This window comes from Streptomyces uncialis (genome assembly GCF_036250755.1).
Taxonomy (GTDB): domain Bacteria; phylum Actinomycetota; class Actinomycetes; order Streptomycetales; family Streptomycetaceae; genus Streptomyces; species Streptomyces uncialis.
Genome location: NZ_CP109583.1, coordinates 3978535 through 3994570 on the forward strand (window position 1 = coordinate 3978535; position 16036 = coordinate 3994570).

A 16036-nucleotide genomic window follows, 5' to 3' on the forward strand; every position below is an offset into this window, starting at 1 on the left:
CAAACCATAGCCCGCCCCCACCGTCAATGGACCCCGGCCCCAACCCGGCCGACCAACAACGGACCGGGGCACCCCCCAGGGGCGCGGGGAACCGCGCACCCACCGAGCGACGGCACGGAACAAGCCCGCCCACCCGGACATACCCACGGACGCCCGGGCACCCCGCACCCGACCGGGGCGCAAAGGACGAAGGCGCCCCGCACCCGAAGAGCGACCGAAATTGGGCAGCATCCAGGGGCGCGAGGAACTGCGCACCCACCAAGCGACGGCACAGGAACAACCCCGCCCACCCGGACAGCCCCACGGACGCCCGGGCCGCCCACAGCCGACCAACGACGGTCAGAGGGCACCACCAGGGGCGCGGGGAACTGCGCACCCACGAACGCCCCGCACAGGAACAAGTACGCCCACCCGGACAGCCCCAGAAGCGCAAGCGAAGGCGAAACGCACAACAGCGCCGCACCGGCAAGGAACCCGGTACGGCGCTACAGGCCCGGCGAGGGGCGCGGCCTCAGGACGGCAGGGGCGACGGCGGAACGGGCCCCGCCCGGTCCAGCAGCCCCGTACGCGCGGCCAACGCGGCAGCCTCCAGCCGCGACCCCACCCCCAGCTTCATCAGCACCCGCTGCACATGCGTACGCGCCGTGGAGGGCGCGATACCCATCCCCGCGGCGATCAGCCGCGTGTCCTCCCCGTCCGCGACCCGCACCAGTACCTCGACCTCACGGGGCGTCAGCATCTGCAACAGCCGCTGCCCCTCGTCGTCGGGCTGGGCCGCGGGGTTCAGCAACTCCCCGAACGCCCCCTGGAGGAGCTGCGGGGCGACCGCCGCCTCCCCCGCGCGGGCCTTCATGATGGCCCGCTCCACCCCTTCGATCCGCTCGTCGTGCCGTACGTACCCGGAGGCCCCCGCGGCGAACGCCGCGGCGATCCCCCGCGGTGACGGCACCGGACCCAGCACCACGACCGCGACCTGCGGACGGTCCCGTTTGATCCGTACCACCGGGTCGAACGCGCCCGGCTCCGCCGGGGTCGCCGTACCCAGCAGACAGACTTCGGGCGCGCGTGTGATCACCAACTCCGCGGCGCCCGCGGCCGGAGCCGCCGCCGCGAGCACTCTGTGCCCGCGCAATTTCAGGGCCGAGGCCAATGCCTCGGCCAGCAACCTGTGATCGTCGACCACCATGAGCCGCACACCCATAGTGTCACCCCCCACTTTCCCGCCCGGCCCCCCACAGACCCGGACGCCCTGCCCTAGTCCCCCGGAAGTTACACGCTTGTTCGACGGGCCGCTGCCCTTACGGAAGAGAAGCCAACCGGAATACCGAAATCGTCGACCTTTCCGACCGATGGGGCGTATCCGTACGCGTCGCGCCCGGAAAGTGTGCGACGACCGGGAATCCCCCGGGGCGCGCCGCAACGCTCCTGCCCACACCGGCCGCCGGGGCGCGCTTCCACGCGCCCCCCGCCCGCGCTGATGAGCCGCTCCTCCGCGCCGCGCGGGAACACGGCGGCGCCCCCGTCCCCGGCACGGGACCGTACAACCGGAGGAAGGAGCCCGGAGGACGGTGCCGGTGAGGAGGCGGGGGCGCGGCGGACGCGGACCGGCCGGCGGGTGCCGGTCAGCCGGTGCCGGTCAGCCGGTGCCGAAGGCGACCGCCAGATACTCCTTGTCGCCGTCGCTCAGTGCCTTGGACGCGTAGATCTCGCTCATGAAGAGCCGCCCGTCGCCGTAGTCGTACTCCGAGTACTCCGGCATGAAGGCGGTCTCCATGTCCCGGGTGGACTCCGTCGACGGGGTCTCCAGCAGGACCGTCGCCTTCAGGGTGGCGCCGTCCAGACTGACGACCTGACCGCCCTTGTCGTACGGCGGGCGCTTGTAGGCGATGACGTTGGTGCCGTCCATCCGGATCGGGCTGATGGTGTAGCCGTCGCCCGCGTCGGCGCGGGCGCCCACCAGCTTGCCGGTGGCGAGGTCGAACGCGACGATCTCGTTGGTGTCGCTGAACTCCGCGGTGCCCGGGTGCTCCTCGGTCGGCAGATACAGCCGGTCGCCCCCGACGGCGAGGAGCTTGCACTGCTCGACCCGCGTCGCGTCGCACCTCGCCGCGTACTTGTCGCCCTCGGCGGTGAACTTGGAGCGCAGCTTGCCGGTCTTCTCGTCGATCGCGAAGAAGTCGGAGATCCCGCTGCCGTCCCCGGCGGAGTCACCGATGTCGGCGGCGACGACCAGCGGTGTGGTGGAGACGACGCTCGCGTAGTCCACTCCGGTCGCCATCTTGTACGTGGACAGCGGCTTGCCGGTCTTCGGGTCGAGGTTCTGGATCTCCAGGCGCCGGTTGTCGAGGTCGCCGCAGCGGCGGACCGCGACCAGCGCGCTGCCGCCCGCGTAGCCGGAGTCGTAGCAGGGCTCCCCCAGCTTCGGCTCCCACAGGGACGAGCCGTCGGCGGCGCTCCAGGCCGCGCCGCCCGCCGTACCGCCCGCGGCGACGGTACCGCCGCCGATGGTGACCTCGTCGAAGGAGACGAGCCGGTCACCGGACTTCGCGGTCTTGGTCCACAGCAGCTTGCCGGTGGTCAGGTCGAGCATGGAGACCTGGGTGCAGCCCTGGTACGGCTTGGCCTTGGTGGGCGTCGCGGGCTGGGCGATCAGCGCGGTCCGGTTGTCGGCGGTGACGTGCCGCGAGGCCGCGCACACCGGGCCGGTCAGCTTGGCCGTCCACAGCTCCGCGCCGGTCGCCGGGTCGTACCCGCCGACCACACCGATCCCGGCCTTGGCGTACACCTTGTCGGTCAGCCAGGAACCGGCGACCTGGGTGGTGTTGTCGTCCTTGATGACCGGTGAGGGCACCTGGAACAGCGGCTTCGCCTTGGTGTTGGCGGGCGCCTTCTCCTGGGGCGTGGTGGCCTCGGGAGCGACGCCGCCGGACGTGCCGCCGGTGTCGTTCCCGCCCGCGGTGCCCTCGCCGCCCTTCTCCTTGGTGTCCTTGCCGTCCTTGCCGCCGTCGGCGGAGCTGTTCTTGCTGTCGTCGTCCTTGCCCATGGACGAGTAGACGATCCCGCCGCCGACGATCAGCGCGATGACGAGGACCGCCGCGCCGATGATCAGCGCGATCGGGTTGCGCGAGCGGGACGGACCGCCGCCGGGCTGCTGCGGAGGCATCGCGACGGTCGGGACGGAGTACTGGGCGTACGGCTGCTGCTGGCCGGGGTAGCCGCCGGGCTGCTGGCCCTGCGGACCGGGGTAGCCGTACCCGGGCGCGGACTGCTGGCCCGGGGCGCCGGGATAGCCGTACCCCGGGGGCTGGGCCTGCGGCGGCTGTCCGGGCGGGCCGCCGGGGTAGCCGTACCCCGGGGCGGACTGCTGGGGCGGGGCCCCGTAACCACCGGCGGGCGGCGCCGCGTGGGGCGCGCCGTAACCGGGCGGCGGACCCTGCGGGGCGCCGTAACCGGGTGTCGGCGTCTGCGGGGCGCCGTAACCGCCCGGCGGGGGCGTCTGCGGGGCACCGAAGCCGCCGGGGGGCGGGTCCTGCGGGGCACCGAAGCCGCCGGGCGGCGGGTCCTGGGGCGCGCCGAAACCACCGGGCTGGGCGCCCGGCGGGTCCTGCTGCTTGCCGAAGCCGACGGGCGGCTGGGCGGGCGGCGGGCCCGCGGGTGCCGGGGGCGGACCCTGGGGCGGGACCTGGTCGGCGGGGACCCGGTCCGACGGGGGCTCGCCGGCGGGCGGCTCGGGGGGCTGGGGCGGCTGGCTCATGGCGTGTCTACCTCGGGGAAACGGTTCGGAGCCCGGCGTGGGGCCACGGGGGACCCGGGCACCTGGACAAGGGCCCGGGTCCGGGACGGACGGGGACGGCGGACGGACGTCGGCCTGGGACCGGGGTCGTCAGGGACCGAAGACCATCATCAGCTTCTGCTCCGAGTCGGCCTTCGTGTTCGTCAGCCGGGTGCTGGAGAGGTAGAAACGGCCACCGGCCCAGGCCATCTCCTTGGCGAAGAAGGTGTTCTCCAGCGCCGCGGCGCCCGCCGGGTTCTGGAGGAGCTTCTTCGGGGTCCCGCCGCCGACCGGGGTGGCGGTGATGGTACCGCCCGTGTCGTACGTGGGCTCCTCGTACGAGATGACGTTGCCGTCCTCGACCCGCAGCGGGAGCACGGAGCGGGCGCCGGTGGACTTGGCGCGCCATTTCTCCTTGCCGGTGTTCAGGTTGACGGCGATGAGTTCGTTGACGCCGTTCTTCGCCTTGGACGGCAGGTACAGGGTGTTGGCGTCGGTGGCGACCCCGTCACAGCTCTGGAGGGCTTCGCCGCCGAGGACCAGACCGCAGTCGGGTTCGGGCGCCTCCTCCATGGCGACCTGCGAACGGACCTCACCGGAGCCGTTCCTCAGGGTGCTGATGTTCCACTGCTTCTTGTCGTCGTTGGTGAGGTAGAGCACGACCGGGTCGAGGGAGTAGACCCGGCTGATGCGCCACTTCTTCGGGAACTTCTTCGTCCAGCGGACCTTGCCGGTGGCGGGGTCGAGTTCCCTGAGCTGCTCGTGCTGGTTCTCGCCGCCCGCGCCGCAGGAGGCGACCGTGAGCAGTTTGCTGCCGCTGGTGAAGCCGGACGGGTAGCAGTTGGTCCCGTACTTGTCCGCGGTGAAGAGTTCCTTGCCGGTGTTCGCCTGGTAGGCGACACCGGACATCGAGCGGCCCACCACCAGGGTGTCGCCGACGAGGTGGAGTTCGAGGCCGATGGTGCTGTCGAAGAGATCGCCGTCGGGGATCTTCTTGGTCCAGCCCTTCTTGCCGGTGGCCAGGTCGATCTGCTGGAGCTGGTTGCACTTGGCGCGGTCGCTGACGCCGCTCATATAGGCGACGACGACCTTCAGGCCGGGCGTCGGCTGCGGGGTCGCCGCGCAGACCGCCTGCGGCAGCTCCACCGGGTCCCACGCGGGCGCGCCGCTCTTCGCGTCGAAACCGAGTACCTGCTTGTACGCGGCCTTGGCGACCGTGGTGCCGGTGACCCACATCTCCGGGGCGTCCGCGCCGGAGCCGGGGACCTTCGGGGCCTGCTTGTACCAGAGGACCTTGGACTCACCGGGCTTGCGGTCCGCGTTCAGGTCCTCCTCGGCCGCGTCGCCGTCACCGCTGCCGTCGCCCTGGTCGACGGAGGGGGACGCGTCGGCGCTGGGCTTCGGGTCGGCCGTGGCGCTCGCGACGGGGTCCTTGGTGGCCTGCTCCTTCTTGTCGTCCTGACCGTCACGGTTCAGGGCGAAGACGGTGGCGCCCACGACGAGCACGACCGCGACGGCCGCGGCGATCACCATCGCGGGCCTCCCCTTGAACGGCCCCCGCCCGCCCCCGGACCCCGCCCCGCCGGACCCCTGCGGCCCCCCGGGATACCCCTGCTGCCCGAACCCCTGCCGGCCGTACGGCTGCTGCCCGTAGGGCGCCTGGCCGGGCTGCTGCCCGTACGGAGACTGGCCGTACGGCTGTTGCGGGGCATAGGGGCCGGGCTGGGCCGCGTACGGGCCCGGCTGACCGTACGGCCCCGGCTGCGGCGGGCCGTACGGGCCGGGCTGCTGCGGGGCGCTGTACGGTCCCGGCTGCGACTGGCCGTACGGTCCCGCCTGCGGGGCGTACGGGCCGGACTGCGGGGCGGTGTACGGGCCGGACTGCGCGTAAGGGTCGGCGTCACCGGACGGCGGACCCGGGGGGTGGGCCGGCTGGCCGGAATCCTGCGGTGCTCCGTCCCCGTCGCGGGGCGTACGGTCATCGGGCGGCTGACTCATCAGCGCTCCCCCTCTTCACTGATTCTCGGCGCCCGGGGTACGGGAAGGTGCGTACGCGAACTGGTCTCGGTCGCCCTTTCTATCACCACGGGGCAAGGGGGTTACGGGGCGCCCGAGTGCTGTGCCCAAGGCCGGACGCCCTTGTGATAGCTCTGTTACGCCCCCTTCACGCCCCCTCCCCAAGGGCCCCCGAGGTCAGCACCACAGTGGCTTGTTCCCGTCCCCCCGACCCACCCTGACAGGTCGCCTTCGCTTGCGCTTCCCAGGTCTGTCCGGCTGGACGTACGTGTCCCGGTACGGGCCGTTCGTGGGGTGCGCAGTTCCCCGCGCCCCTGGATGCTGCCCCCTTGCGGTCGCTCTTCGGGTGCGGGCCGGTCCTCGTCTTTTGCGCAGTTCCCCGCGCCCCTGAAGGGGCACTCCCCTCCTCGCGCGGTCGCAGGACTCACGTAAGGGGGTGGGCGGGAATCTCTGCCCGCAGACTCCGATGCTCTTCAGCAGGACACGAGGGACGTCCGACCGAGCGCGTTGGAGCGAGGACGGAGAATCCCGACCGGCACCGACCCGAAGAACCGGCCGGATGCGCCCCAAAGGGGCGCGGGGAACTGCGCGAAACCACCGAGCGACGGCACAGGAACGGAGTACGCCCAGCCGGACAGACCTGGGACGACCCGCACAGGAAAAATGCGCGTCCCGCCGGACAGACCTGGGAAGCGCAAGCGAAGGCGACCCGCGGACGAAGAGGCGACAGCAGGAGGCAGCACACCACGCGGCCCCCGAGGAATCACGCCTCGTCCGCCAGCTCCATCCACCGAAGCTCCAGCTCGTCCCGGTCCGCGACCAGCGCCCTCAGCTCCGCGTCCAGCGAGGCCACCTTCTCGAAGTCCGTCGCGTTCTCCGCGATCCGCGCGTGCAGCCCCGTCTCCCGGTCGGACAGCTTGTCCAGCTGCCGCTCGATCCGCTGGAGTTCCTTCTTCGCGGCCCGCGTCTCCGCCGAGGACGGCCCCTTCGCGACGGGCGCCGCGACGACCGGCGCCACCGACGCGACGGCCCGCGCGGCCATCCGCTCCCGCCGCTCCAGGTACTCGTCGATCCCCCGCGGCAGCATCCGCAGCGCGGAGTCGCCGAGCAGCGCGAACACCCGGTCGGTGGTCCGCTCCAGGAAGAACCGGTCGTGGGAGATCACGATCATCGACCCGGGCCACCCGTCCAGCAGGTCCTCCAGCTGGTTCAGCGTCTCGATGTCGAGGTCGTTCGTGGGCTCGTCGAGGAACAGGACGTTCGGCTCGTCCATCAGCAGCCGCAGCAGTTGCAGCCGGCGCCGCTCACCGCCGGACAGGTCCCCGACGGGGGTCCACTGCTTCTCCTTGCCGAAGCCGAACATCTCGCAGAGCTGTCCGGCGGTCATCTCCCGACCCTTGCCCAGGTCGACCCGCTCCCGTACCTGCTGCACCGCTTCCAGCACCCGCAGCCGCGGGGCGAGTTCGGACACCTCCTGGGAGAGGTACGCGAGCTTGACGGTGCGGCCCACGACGACCCGCCCGGCGGCGGGCTGCGTCTCGCCGCCGCTGCGCTGCGCGTCCGCGAGCGCCCGCAGCAGGGACGTCTTGCCCGCGCCGTTGACCCCGACGAGCCCGATCCGGTCGCCGGGACCCAGCTGCCAGGTCACATGCTGGAGGAGGGTCTTGGGACCGGCCGTGACGGTGATGTCCTCGACCTCGAACACGGTCTTGCCGAGCCGCGAGCTGGCGAACTTCATCAGCTCGGAGGTGTCCCGGGGCGGCGGTACGTCCTTGATCAGCTCATTGGCCGCCTCGACCCGGAACCGGGGCTTCGACGTACGCGCGGGGGCGCCGCGCCGCAGCCAGGCCAGCTCCTTGCGGACCAGGTTCTGCCGCTTGACCTCCTCGGTCGCGGCGATGCGCTCCCGCTCGGCGCGGGCGAAGACGTAGTCCGAGTAGCCGCCCTCGTACTCGTAGACCGTGCCCTTCTGCACATCCCACATGCGGGTGCAGACCTGGTCCAGGAACCACCGGTCGTGGGTCACGCAGACGAGCGCGGAGCGGCGGTTGCGCAGATGGGCGGCGAGCCAGGCGATGCCCTCGACGTCGAGGTGGTTCGTCGGCTCGTCGAGGACGACGAGGTCCTGGTCCTCGATGAGGAGCTTGGCGAGCGCGATCCGGCGGCGCTCACCGCCGGACAGCGGACCGATCACCGTGTCGAGTCCGTGCTCGAAGCCGGGCAGGTCCAGCCCGCCGAAGAGTCCGGTGAGGACATCGCGGATCCTGGCGTCACCGGCCCACTCGTGGTCGGCCATGTCGCGGATCACCTCGTGCCGCACGGTGGCCGTGGAGTCGAGGGAGTCGTGCTGGGTGAGGACCCCGAGCCGCAGCCCGCCGCTGTGGGTGACCCGGCCGGTGTCCGCGTCCTCCAGCTTCGCAAGCATCCGGATCAGGGTGGTCTTCCCGTCCCCGTTCCGGCCCACGACACCGATGCGGTCGCCCTCGGAGACGCCGAGCGACACCCCGTCGAGCAGGGCACGGGTGCCGTACACCTTGCCTACGGACTCGACATTGACGAGGTTGACTGCCATTTCGCTCCTGCCAGGGGGATGAACCGACTCTCCAGCGTAGTCGGCTCCCCGGAACCCGGACGCCGCCGTCCACAGGCGGTACCCACCGGGCGGCGGGCGGCCCCGCGGTGACCCCCGGCGCACGGAACGTGAGCGGCGGACCCTATGCGGTGGACCGTGGGCGCCGGGAGGTGTGCGGCGGGCCGGGTTCAGCGCAGCGCGCGCGGGCGGGCGGCCGGGGTGCGGGACCGGACGCCCGCGGAGGTGCCCGCGCGTTCCACCAGGTACCAGCCCGCGAGGGCCGTCACGACGGCCGCCGGGGCGGTGACGCGGACCGCGACGAGCAGGGCGCTGCGGCCTTCGAGGAGGTCGGCGAGGCCGACCGTCGACAGGCCGAGGACGCCGAACAGGGCGAGGGTGACGCCGATCGCGGCGAGCGGGCCCGTCCAGCGGCGGGGCGCGGCGGGTGCCGCCGGGGTGCCGGGGCGTTCGAAGCGGCGGAACAGCAGGGCGAGGAGCGCGGTCAGGGTCGCCGCGACGGCGAGCCGGAGCGGTACCTGGGCCCACCAGACGGCCGTGGCGGGTTCGGGCAGCGGGACGTCGAGGGCGAGCAGCGCCCCGTAGACGCCGAGCATGGCGGTGAGGTGCCACAGGAACGCGGTCATGGCGAAGCCGCTCGCGACGACGACCCCGCGCCAGACCCGGGGCCGGGCCAGCAGCCGGGTCGCGGGGGCGCGCAGGAGTTCCACCGCGCCGACGAGCCACAGGCCGTGGCACAGCAGGGCCAGGGTGGGCGGGGCCATGTTGGAGACCTTCTCGCCGGGCATCCCGACCATGGACAGCGGGTAGGGGCCGACGGCGACGAGCAGTGCCGCGCCGACGAGTCCGGCGCCCGCGAGCAGGCGGGGCGCGGTCAGCCGGCCGTCGGCGCGCAGGAAGCCGAGCTGGTGGACGGCGAGCCAGACGAAGGCGAAGTTGAGGAACTCGGCGTACGGGACGCCCAGCGCGAAGCGCAGTACGTCGACGGTGGCGGCGGCGCCCGCGAGCGTGGCGAAGGCGGCCCAGCCCCAGCGTTCGTGGGCGCGCAGCAGTGCCGGGGTGAGGGCGACCATCGCGAGGTAGACGCCGATGAACCACAGGGGCTGGGTGACGAGCCGCAGGGCCGCGTCGAGCAGCGCGCTGTCCACCCGCGCGAGTTGCAGGACGAGCGCGGCGGCACCCCAGACGAGGACGAAGGCCATGGTCGGACGCAGCAGCCGGTGCAGCCGGGTGCGCAGGAACACCGCGTAGACGGAGGGCGCGTCCGGGTTGCGGCGGGACAGGGAGCGGTACGAGAGGGCGTGCGCGAAGCCGCCGACGTAGAAGAAGACGGGCATCACCTGGAACAGCCAGGTCAGGGACTGGGCCTCGGGGAGATGGGTGAGGAGGTTGCCGATGTGCGCGGTGCCGTCGGGGCGCGGCGCGACGGCGGCCATGAGCCAGTGTCCGAGGATCACGGTCGCGAGCGAGGCGACCCGCAGGAGGTCCATGTACCGGTCCCGCCCGGACGGTGTCGCACCGGCCGGCCGTTCCGCTTCCCGAAGACTTGTTCCCATTCCGGTACGGTCTCCCGGCCGGGCGCCCGGGAGGGAGGGCGCCGGTACTCAGATCAGGTCTGAGTACGTGTACCTGTGAGGGGCTTGCGGTAGCGGAGCTCGGGCAGGACGGCGCCGCCGGTGGTCTCCTCGGCGGTGGCGCCGTCGAACCGCCAGCCCGCGGCCTCGTAGAAGCGGCGCGCGCGGGTGTTGTCCGCGAGGACCCAGAGCGTGCCGTCCCGGTACCCGGCCGCCGCGAGGGCGGTGGTCGTGGCCACCATCAGGGCACGGCCGACCCCGGTGCCCCAGTGGTCGGGGTGGGCGTACATGGTGTGGATCTCACCGTCCTCGGGGGCGTCCGCCGGTGCGGGCTCGGTGGTGGCCTCGGTGACGGGCTCGGCGGGCCGGAATCCGGCGAAGGCGACGATCCGGTCGGCGGAGTCGGCCACGGCCACCAGGATGCGGGCCCGTGGCGCTTCGCTCGCGGCGAGCCGTTCGGCCCAGACCTCGGCAGCCGCGACGGGGTCCAGCGCGTCGAGGTGTTCGCGCGGGACGATACCCGCGTAGGCGGCCTGCCAGGCCCGTACATGGACGAGTGCGATGCCTTCGGCGTCGGCGGGGTGTGCGGGGCGGATCTCCATCCCCGGATGGTCGCCCGCGCGCGGGGGCGACGGCCACCGGTTTTCCCCCTCCGCGGGTCGCCTTCGCTCGCGCTACCCGGGTTCCCCACCTGGACGTACCTGTTCCCGTGCGGGTACGTCCGTGGGTGCGCAGTTCCCCGCGCCCCTGGATGCTGCCCCTTCGGGCTTGTTCGCCGGGTGCGGGTCGCCCTCGTCTCTTGCGCAGTTCCCCGCGCCCCTGAGGTTGCGCCCCTTGCGGTTCCCGTTCGGGTGCGGGTGGCCCTTGGTTGCTCGCGCAGTTCCCCGCGCCCCTGGATGCTGCCCCGTTGCGGTCGTTCATCGGGTGCGGGGCCGACCTCGTTTTTGCGCAGTTCCCCGCGCCCCTTCGGGGGCGCCCAACTGGGGCTGCCGATCAGTCTGCGGGCTGTCAGCGACCGGGGCCGGGGTTGAACCACCCTCCTCGCGGACTCGCTCTGCTGCCGAAGGGGGTGGGCGGGAATCTCTGCCCGCAGACTCCGATGCTCTTCAGCAGGACAAGAGGGACGTCCGACCGAGCGCGTTGGAGCGAGGACGGAGAATCCCGACCGGCACCGACCCAAAGAACCGGCCGGACGCGCCCCAAAGGGGCGCGGGGAACTGCGCAAAGGACGAGAACCGGCCCGCACCCGAAGAGCACGAACAGGGGCAGCATCCAGGGGCGCGGGGAACTGCGCGAAACCACCGAGCGACGGCACAGAAACGAAGTACGCCCCGCCGGACAGACCTGGGAAGCGCAAGCGAAGGCGACCCGCGGGGAACTGCGCACCCACCGAGCGACGGCACAGGAACGAGTACGCCCCGCCGGACGGACCTCGGGGGCGCGAGCGAAGGCGGCCTGTCAGGACTCCGCGGGCCGGGGGAGGACGGTCGCGCCGGGGACGGGGGACGTCGCCGTACGGACGGTGCGGCAGCGGCCGGTCGCGCGCAGCGCCTCGGTCACCACCCCCGCGGACTCCTCGTCCTTGACGAGGAACGCCGTCGTGGGCCCGGACCCGGAGACGAGCGCGGCCAGCGCCCCCGCCTCCCGCCCCACCGCGAGCGTGTCCGCCAGCGACGGCATCAGCGACAGCGCCGCGGGCTGGAGATCGTTCTCCAGATGCGCCGCGAGAGCGACCGCGTCACCCGTGTACAGGGCGTCGAGGAGCTCGGGCACGGCATGCGGCAGCGGGATGTCCGTACCGGCGGTGAGCCGGTCGAACTCGCGGTACACGGCGGGCGTCGACAGCCCGCCGTCGGCCGCGGCGAACACCCAGGTGAACGTCCCGCCGACCTCCAGGTGGCGCAGCCGTTCGCCCCGGCCGGTGCCGAGCGCGGCCCCGCCGAGCAGACTGAACGGCACATCGCTGCCGAGCTCGGCGCACAGCGCGAGGAGTTCCGCGCGGCTCGCCCCCGTACCCCACAGGGTGTCGCAGGCGACGAGTGCCGCCGCCGCGTCCGCGCTGCCTCCGGCCATTCCCCCGGCGACGGGGATGTCCTTGGCGATATGGAGGTGGACGGCGGGTTCCCGGCCGTACCGCGCGGCGAGGAGTTCCGCGGCGCGGGCGGCGAGGTTGGTGCGGTCCAGGGGGACCTGGGCGGCGTCGGGTCCCTCGCAGGTGACGCGGAGCGCGTCGGCGGGGGTGGCGGTGACCTCGTCGTACAGGCCGACGGCGAGGAACACGTTGGCGAGGTCGTGGAAGCCGTCCGGGCGGACCTCTCCCACCGCGAGCTGGACGTTCACCTTGGCGGGGACGCGTACGGTCACCGCCGTGCGCGGGCTGGTCGCGGTCATCCTGCCGCTTCCTCCTCGTCGTGCCCGGTGGGCCGGGCCTGATCGGTTTACTGGTTCTCGGCGGTCTGCTGGTTCTCGGCGGTCTGCTGGTCGTCGGCGGCCGACGGGGGCCGCGCGGCCGGTCCGTCCGCCGCGGCGCCCTTGTTCTCGGCGATGCGGGCGAACTCCTCGACGGTGAGGGCCTCGCCGCGGGCCTGCGGGGAGATCCCGGCGGCGCGCAGGGCGGCCTCCGCCGCGGGGGCGGAACCGGCCCAGCCGGAGAGTGCGGCCCGCAGGGTCTTGCGGCGCTGGGCGAACGCCGCGTCGACGACCGTGAAGACCTCGCGGCGGGTCGCGGTCGTCCGCACGGGTTCGGTGCGGCGGACCAGGGCGACCAGTCCGCTGTCGACGTTCGGCGCGGGCCAGAAGACGGTGCGGCCGATGGACCCGGCGCGCTTGACCTCCGCGTACCAGTTGGCCTTCACCGACGGGACGCCGTACACCTTGGAGCCGGGCGGCGCGGCGAGCCGGTCGGCCACCTCCGCCTGGACCATCACCAGGGTGCGTTCGATGGTGGGGAACGTCTCCAGCATGTGCAGCAGCACGGGCACGGCGACGTTGTACGGGAGGTTCGCGACGAGGGCCGTCGGCGCGGGGCCCGGCAGTTCGGTGACCCGCATCGCGTCGCTGTGCACGAGGTCGAAGCGGGCGGCCCGCTCCGGCATCCGGGCGGCGATCGTCGCGGGGAGGGCCGCCGCGAGGGTGTCGTCGATCTCGACGGCGGTGACGTGCTCGGCGGCTTCCAGGAGCGCGAGGGTCAGGGAGCCGAGACCGGGTCCCACCTCGACCACCCGGTCCTCGGGACGCACGGCGGCGGTGCGGACGATCCGGCGCACGGTGTTGGCGTCGATGACGAAGTTCTGACCGCGCTGTTTGGTCGGCTTCACGCCGAGCGCGGCCGCGAGCTCGCGGATGTCTGCGGGGCCCAGGAGCGGGCCGGGGTCGGTGCTGCTCACCGGTCAAGGGTAAGGGCCGGTGACGGGGCCCCTGACCGTGTCCCGCCGCGCGGGGCGCCGCCCGGCCCTACAGCCGGGTGCCGCAGTGCGGCCAGGGGCTCGCGCCGCGGGCGATGTACAGCTTCTTCGCGCGGCGTGTCTGCTCGGCGGGCGGGGCGTCCTGGGGGCGGCCGGTGCCGCCGAGGCTGCGCCAGGTCTGGGTGTCGAACTGGTACAGCCCGCCGTAGGTGCCGGAGGGGTCGACCGCGCCCGCCCGGCCGCCGGACTCGCAGGCGGCGAGCGCGGACCAGTCGAGGCGGTCGGTGCCGCGCGCGGCCACGGGCCGGGGCTTCGTCCCGGTCCGGACGACCCGCTGGCGGGGGGCGCGCAGCACCTCGCTGCCGAGCTTGCGGGGCCGCTGCCGTACGCCGTTCACCGTCCGTACGGCGTAGGTGGTGCGCCGCAGGCCCGCGCGGCCCGGGTCGTCCACGACGGTGGTGCCGGTCAGCAGGTCCGGGTCGGAGACGGTGCGGGTGGTGAACGGCAGCGACCGGTCGCGGGTCTCCCGGCCGTCGGTGATCCGCAGCACGGTCACCGTCTGTCCGTCGCGGGGGAAACTGCCGGCGGGTACGGAGGTGGTGTCCTGGTCGCGCAGTTCCACCCCGGCCTGGTCGACGGCCTCGCGGACGGTCGCCGCGTTGGTGCGGATGACGCGTTCCCGGCCGTCGGCGAGGATCGTGACGGTCCGCTCGGTGCGCACGGCGAGGGCGAGTCCGGCGCGGTCGATGCGGCGGGAGCGCGAGGTGGACAGGAACGCGCCCTCCGCGCGGACGCCGAGCTGGTCGAGGGCGCCCGAGACGGTGTCGGCCGTGGTCCAGAACTCGCGCAGCTGTCCGTCGATGGTGAGCCGGACGGGCCGTCCGTAGTGGACGGTGATCTCGTCGCCGTGGGCGAGGGCGGCGGTGGGCGCGGGGGCGACGACGTCCCGGGTGCCGACCCTGACGCCCTCCTCGGCGAGGAGCTCCGCCACGTCGTCGGCGAAGGTGTGCAGGGTCCGGGGGCGGCCGTCGACGGTGAGCTCGACCGTCTTGTCGTCGGCGCAGTACGCGGCGGTGCCGCCCGCGAGGAACGCGACGACGAGGGCCTGCGGGAGCAGGCGGCGGCGCCGCGCGGCCTCGGAGGGGTCGGCGGGGCGGCGGCGCGAGCGGCGGGCGGACCGGCCGGGTCCGGTGGCGAGCGGGTCGGCGGGCGGGGCGGCGGGGGTCCATCCGGCCGCGCTGCCGGTCCCCGGTCCGTGTCCCGGCCCCGGTCCCGGGGCGGCGGGGGCGGCCGGGGGTGCGGGGGTCGCGGGGGTCGCGGGGTACGGCGCGGGGTGGTGGGCGGGCCCCACGCCGTAGGGCAGGGTCGGCGGGTCCTGGTAAGGGAGGCCCGCGGCGAGGGTGGGCGCCCCGTGCCAGGTGAAGGGCTCGTACGCGTCCTGCGCGTCGGACGCGTCGTCGCGCGGCGCTTCGTGCGGGGCTCGGCTCACTGCGGCTCCAGCGGGTGGCTTCCGGGGCGGGGCCCACAGAACCTAACCGAGCCGCCGTCACTCTCCAACGCGCCACCACTACCCAGGGTTATCGTTGCTGCCCATGGGTCCGGGTCAGTACCCGAAAGCGCGAGCCGTGTTCGCGGCGACGGCGGTCGCGAGGGTGTCCTCGTGCACGCCCTTGACCTCCGCCATCGCGCGGAGCGTGACCGGGATCAGATACGGGGCGTTCGGCCGGCCGCGGTAGGGGGCCGGGGTGAGGAACGGGGCGTCGGTCTCCACCAGGACCAGCTCCGGCGGGGCCACGGCGAGCGCGTCGCGCAGGGGCTGGGCGTTCTTGAACGTGACGTTCCCGGCGAACGACATGAACCAGCCGTGCCGGGCGCACACCTCGGCCATCTCCGCGTCACCGGAGTAGCAGTGGAAGACGGTGCGCTCCGGGGCGCCCTCCTCCTTCAGCACGCGCAGCACGTCGTCGTGGGCGTCGCGGTCGTGGATGACGAGCGCCTTGCCGTGGCGCTTGGCGATCTCGATGTGCGCGCGGAACGAGCGCTCCTGGGCGGCCCTGCCCTCCGGGCCGGTGCGGAAGTGGTCCAGGCCGGTCTCGCCGACGCCCTTCACCTGCGGCAGGGCGGCGAGCCGGTCGATCTCGGCCAGCGCGTCGTCCAGGGCGGTGTCACCGCCGGGGGTACGGGCGCCCTGGCGGGACCAGCCGTCCGGGTCGCCCAGGACGATACGGGGGGCCTCGTTGGGGTGCAGGGCCACGGTGGCGTGGACGGAGGGGTGGGCGGCGGCGGTGTCGGCGGCCCAGCGGGAGCCCGCCAGGTCGCAGCCGACCTGGACGACCGTGGTGACGCCCACGGAGGCCGCCTTCGCGAGGATCTCCTCGACGGGGGCGTGCTGCATGTCCAGGTGGGTGTGGGAGTCGGCGACCTCCACGGAGAGCCGCGGGGGCGGCGGGGGTGGGGTGTCCTTGTTGTTCTCGGGCATGGCCCGATCCTACGAACCGCCCGGCCCCCGCTCGCGGCCCCCAGGTCCGTCCGGGTGCGCGCACTCGTCCCTGTGCCGTCGCTCGTGGGTTTCGCGCGGTTCCCCGCGGGTCGCCTTCGCTTGCGCCTCCCAGGTCCGTCCGGCGGGGCGTACTCGTTCCTGTGCCGTCGCTCGTGGGGTGCGCAGTTCCCCGCGGGTCGC

Annotated in this window: 10 protein-coding genes; all 10 read right to left on the bottom strand. The window is 73.6% G+C overall.

What is annotated here, in order from left to right; translation table 11 throughout:
• Window positions 1-511: 511 nt before the first annotated feature.
• The 10 genes from OG711_RS16360 to OG711_RS16405 all read right to left on the bottom strand — a co-directional run bounded on the left by OG711_RS16360 (window position 512) and on the right by OG711_RS16405 (window position 15835).
• The gene (locus tag OG711_RS16360; RefSeq protein ID WP_073783785.1) at window positions 512-1201 is read right to left on the bottom strand and encodes a helix-turn-helix transcriptional regulator; all 690 of its coding nucleotides are present in this window, start codon (window positions 1199-1201) and stop codon (window positions 512-514) included.
• Between the two features lie 435 nt (window positions 1202-1636).
• Window positions 1637-3754, bottom strand: a complete 2118-nt coding sequence (locus tag OG711_RS16365; protein ID WP_329559578.1) for an outer membrane protein assembly factor BamB family protein — start codon at window positions 3752-3754, stop codon at window positions 1637-1639.
• Window positions 3755-3883: 129 nt separating this feature from the next.
• The gene (locus tag OG711_RS16370) at window positions 3884-5770 is read right to left on the bottom strand and encodes an outer membrane protein assembly factor BamB family protein (RefSeq protein WP_329559579.1); all 1887 of its coding nucleotides are present in this window, start codon (window positions 5768-5770) and stop codon (window positions 3884-3886) included.
• Between the two features lie 781 nt (window positions 5771-6551).
• The gene (locus OG711_RS16375; RefSeq protein WP_266508861.1) at window positions 6552-8360 is read right to left on the bottom strand and encodes an ABC-F family ATP-binding cassette domain-containing protein; all 1809 of its coding nucleotides are present in this window, start codon (window positions 8358-8360) and stop codon (window positions 6552-6554) included.
• 188 nt (window positions 8361-8548) lie between these two features.
• On the bottom strand, window positions 8549-9934 hold the full coding sequence (locus tag OG711_RS16380) for an acyltransferase family protein (protein WP_329559580.1): 1386 nt from the start codon (window positions 9932-9934) through the stop codon (window positions 8549-8551).
• Between the two features lie 53 nt (window positions 9935-9987).
• Complete coding sequence (locus tag OG711_RS16385; protein ID WP_329559581.1) at window positions 9988-10554, bottom strand: GNAT family N-acetyltransferase; 567 nt, start codon at window positions 10552-10554, stop codon at window positions 9988-9990.
• Window positions 10555-11410: 856 nt separating this feature from the next.
• Window positions 11411-12343 carry a 4-(cytidine 5'-diphospho)-2-C-methyl-D-erythritol kinase gene (locus OG711_RS16390; protein ID WP_329559582.1) on the bottom strand — a complete coding sequence of 311 codons (933 nt, stop codon included), beginning with the start codon at window positions 12341-12343 and terminating at the stop codon, window positions 11411-11413.
• A 47-nt stretch (window positions 12344-12390) separates the two neighbouring features.
• Window positions 12391-13338 carry a 16S rRNA (adenine(1518)-N(6)/adenine(1519)-N(6))-dimethyltransferase RsmA gene (gene rsmA, locus OG711_RS16395; RefSeq protein WP_329559583.1) on the bottom strand — a complete coding sequence of 316 codons (948 nt, stop codon included), beginning with the start codon at window positions 13336-13338 and terminating at the stop codon, window positions 12391-12393.
• 67 nt (window positions 13339-13405) lie between these two features.
• Window positions 13406-14845, bottom strand: a complete 1440-nt coding sequence (locus OG711_RS16400) for a ubiquitin-like domain-containing protein (RefSeq protein ID WP_329559584.1) — start codon at window positions 14843-14845, stop codon at window positions 13406-13408.
• Between the two features lie 114 nt (window positions 14846-14959).
• Window positions 14960-15835 (bottom strand): TatD family hydrolase, encoded by an 876-nt coding sequence (locus OG711_RS16405; protein ID WP_073783764.1) that lies wholly within the window; start codon window positions 15833-15835, stop codon window positions 14960-14962.
• Window positions 15836-16036 lie beyond the last annotated feature (201 nt).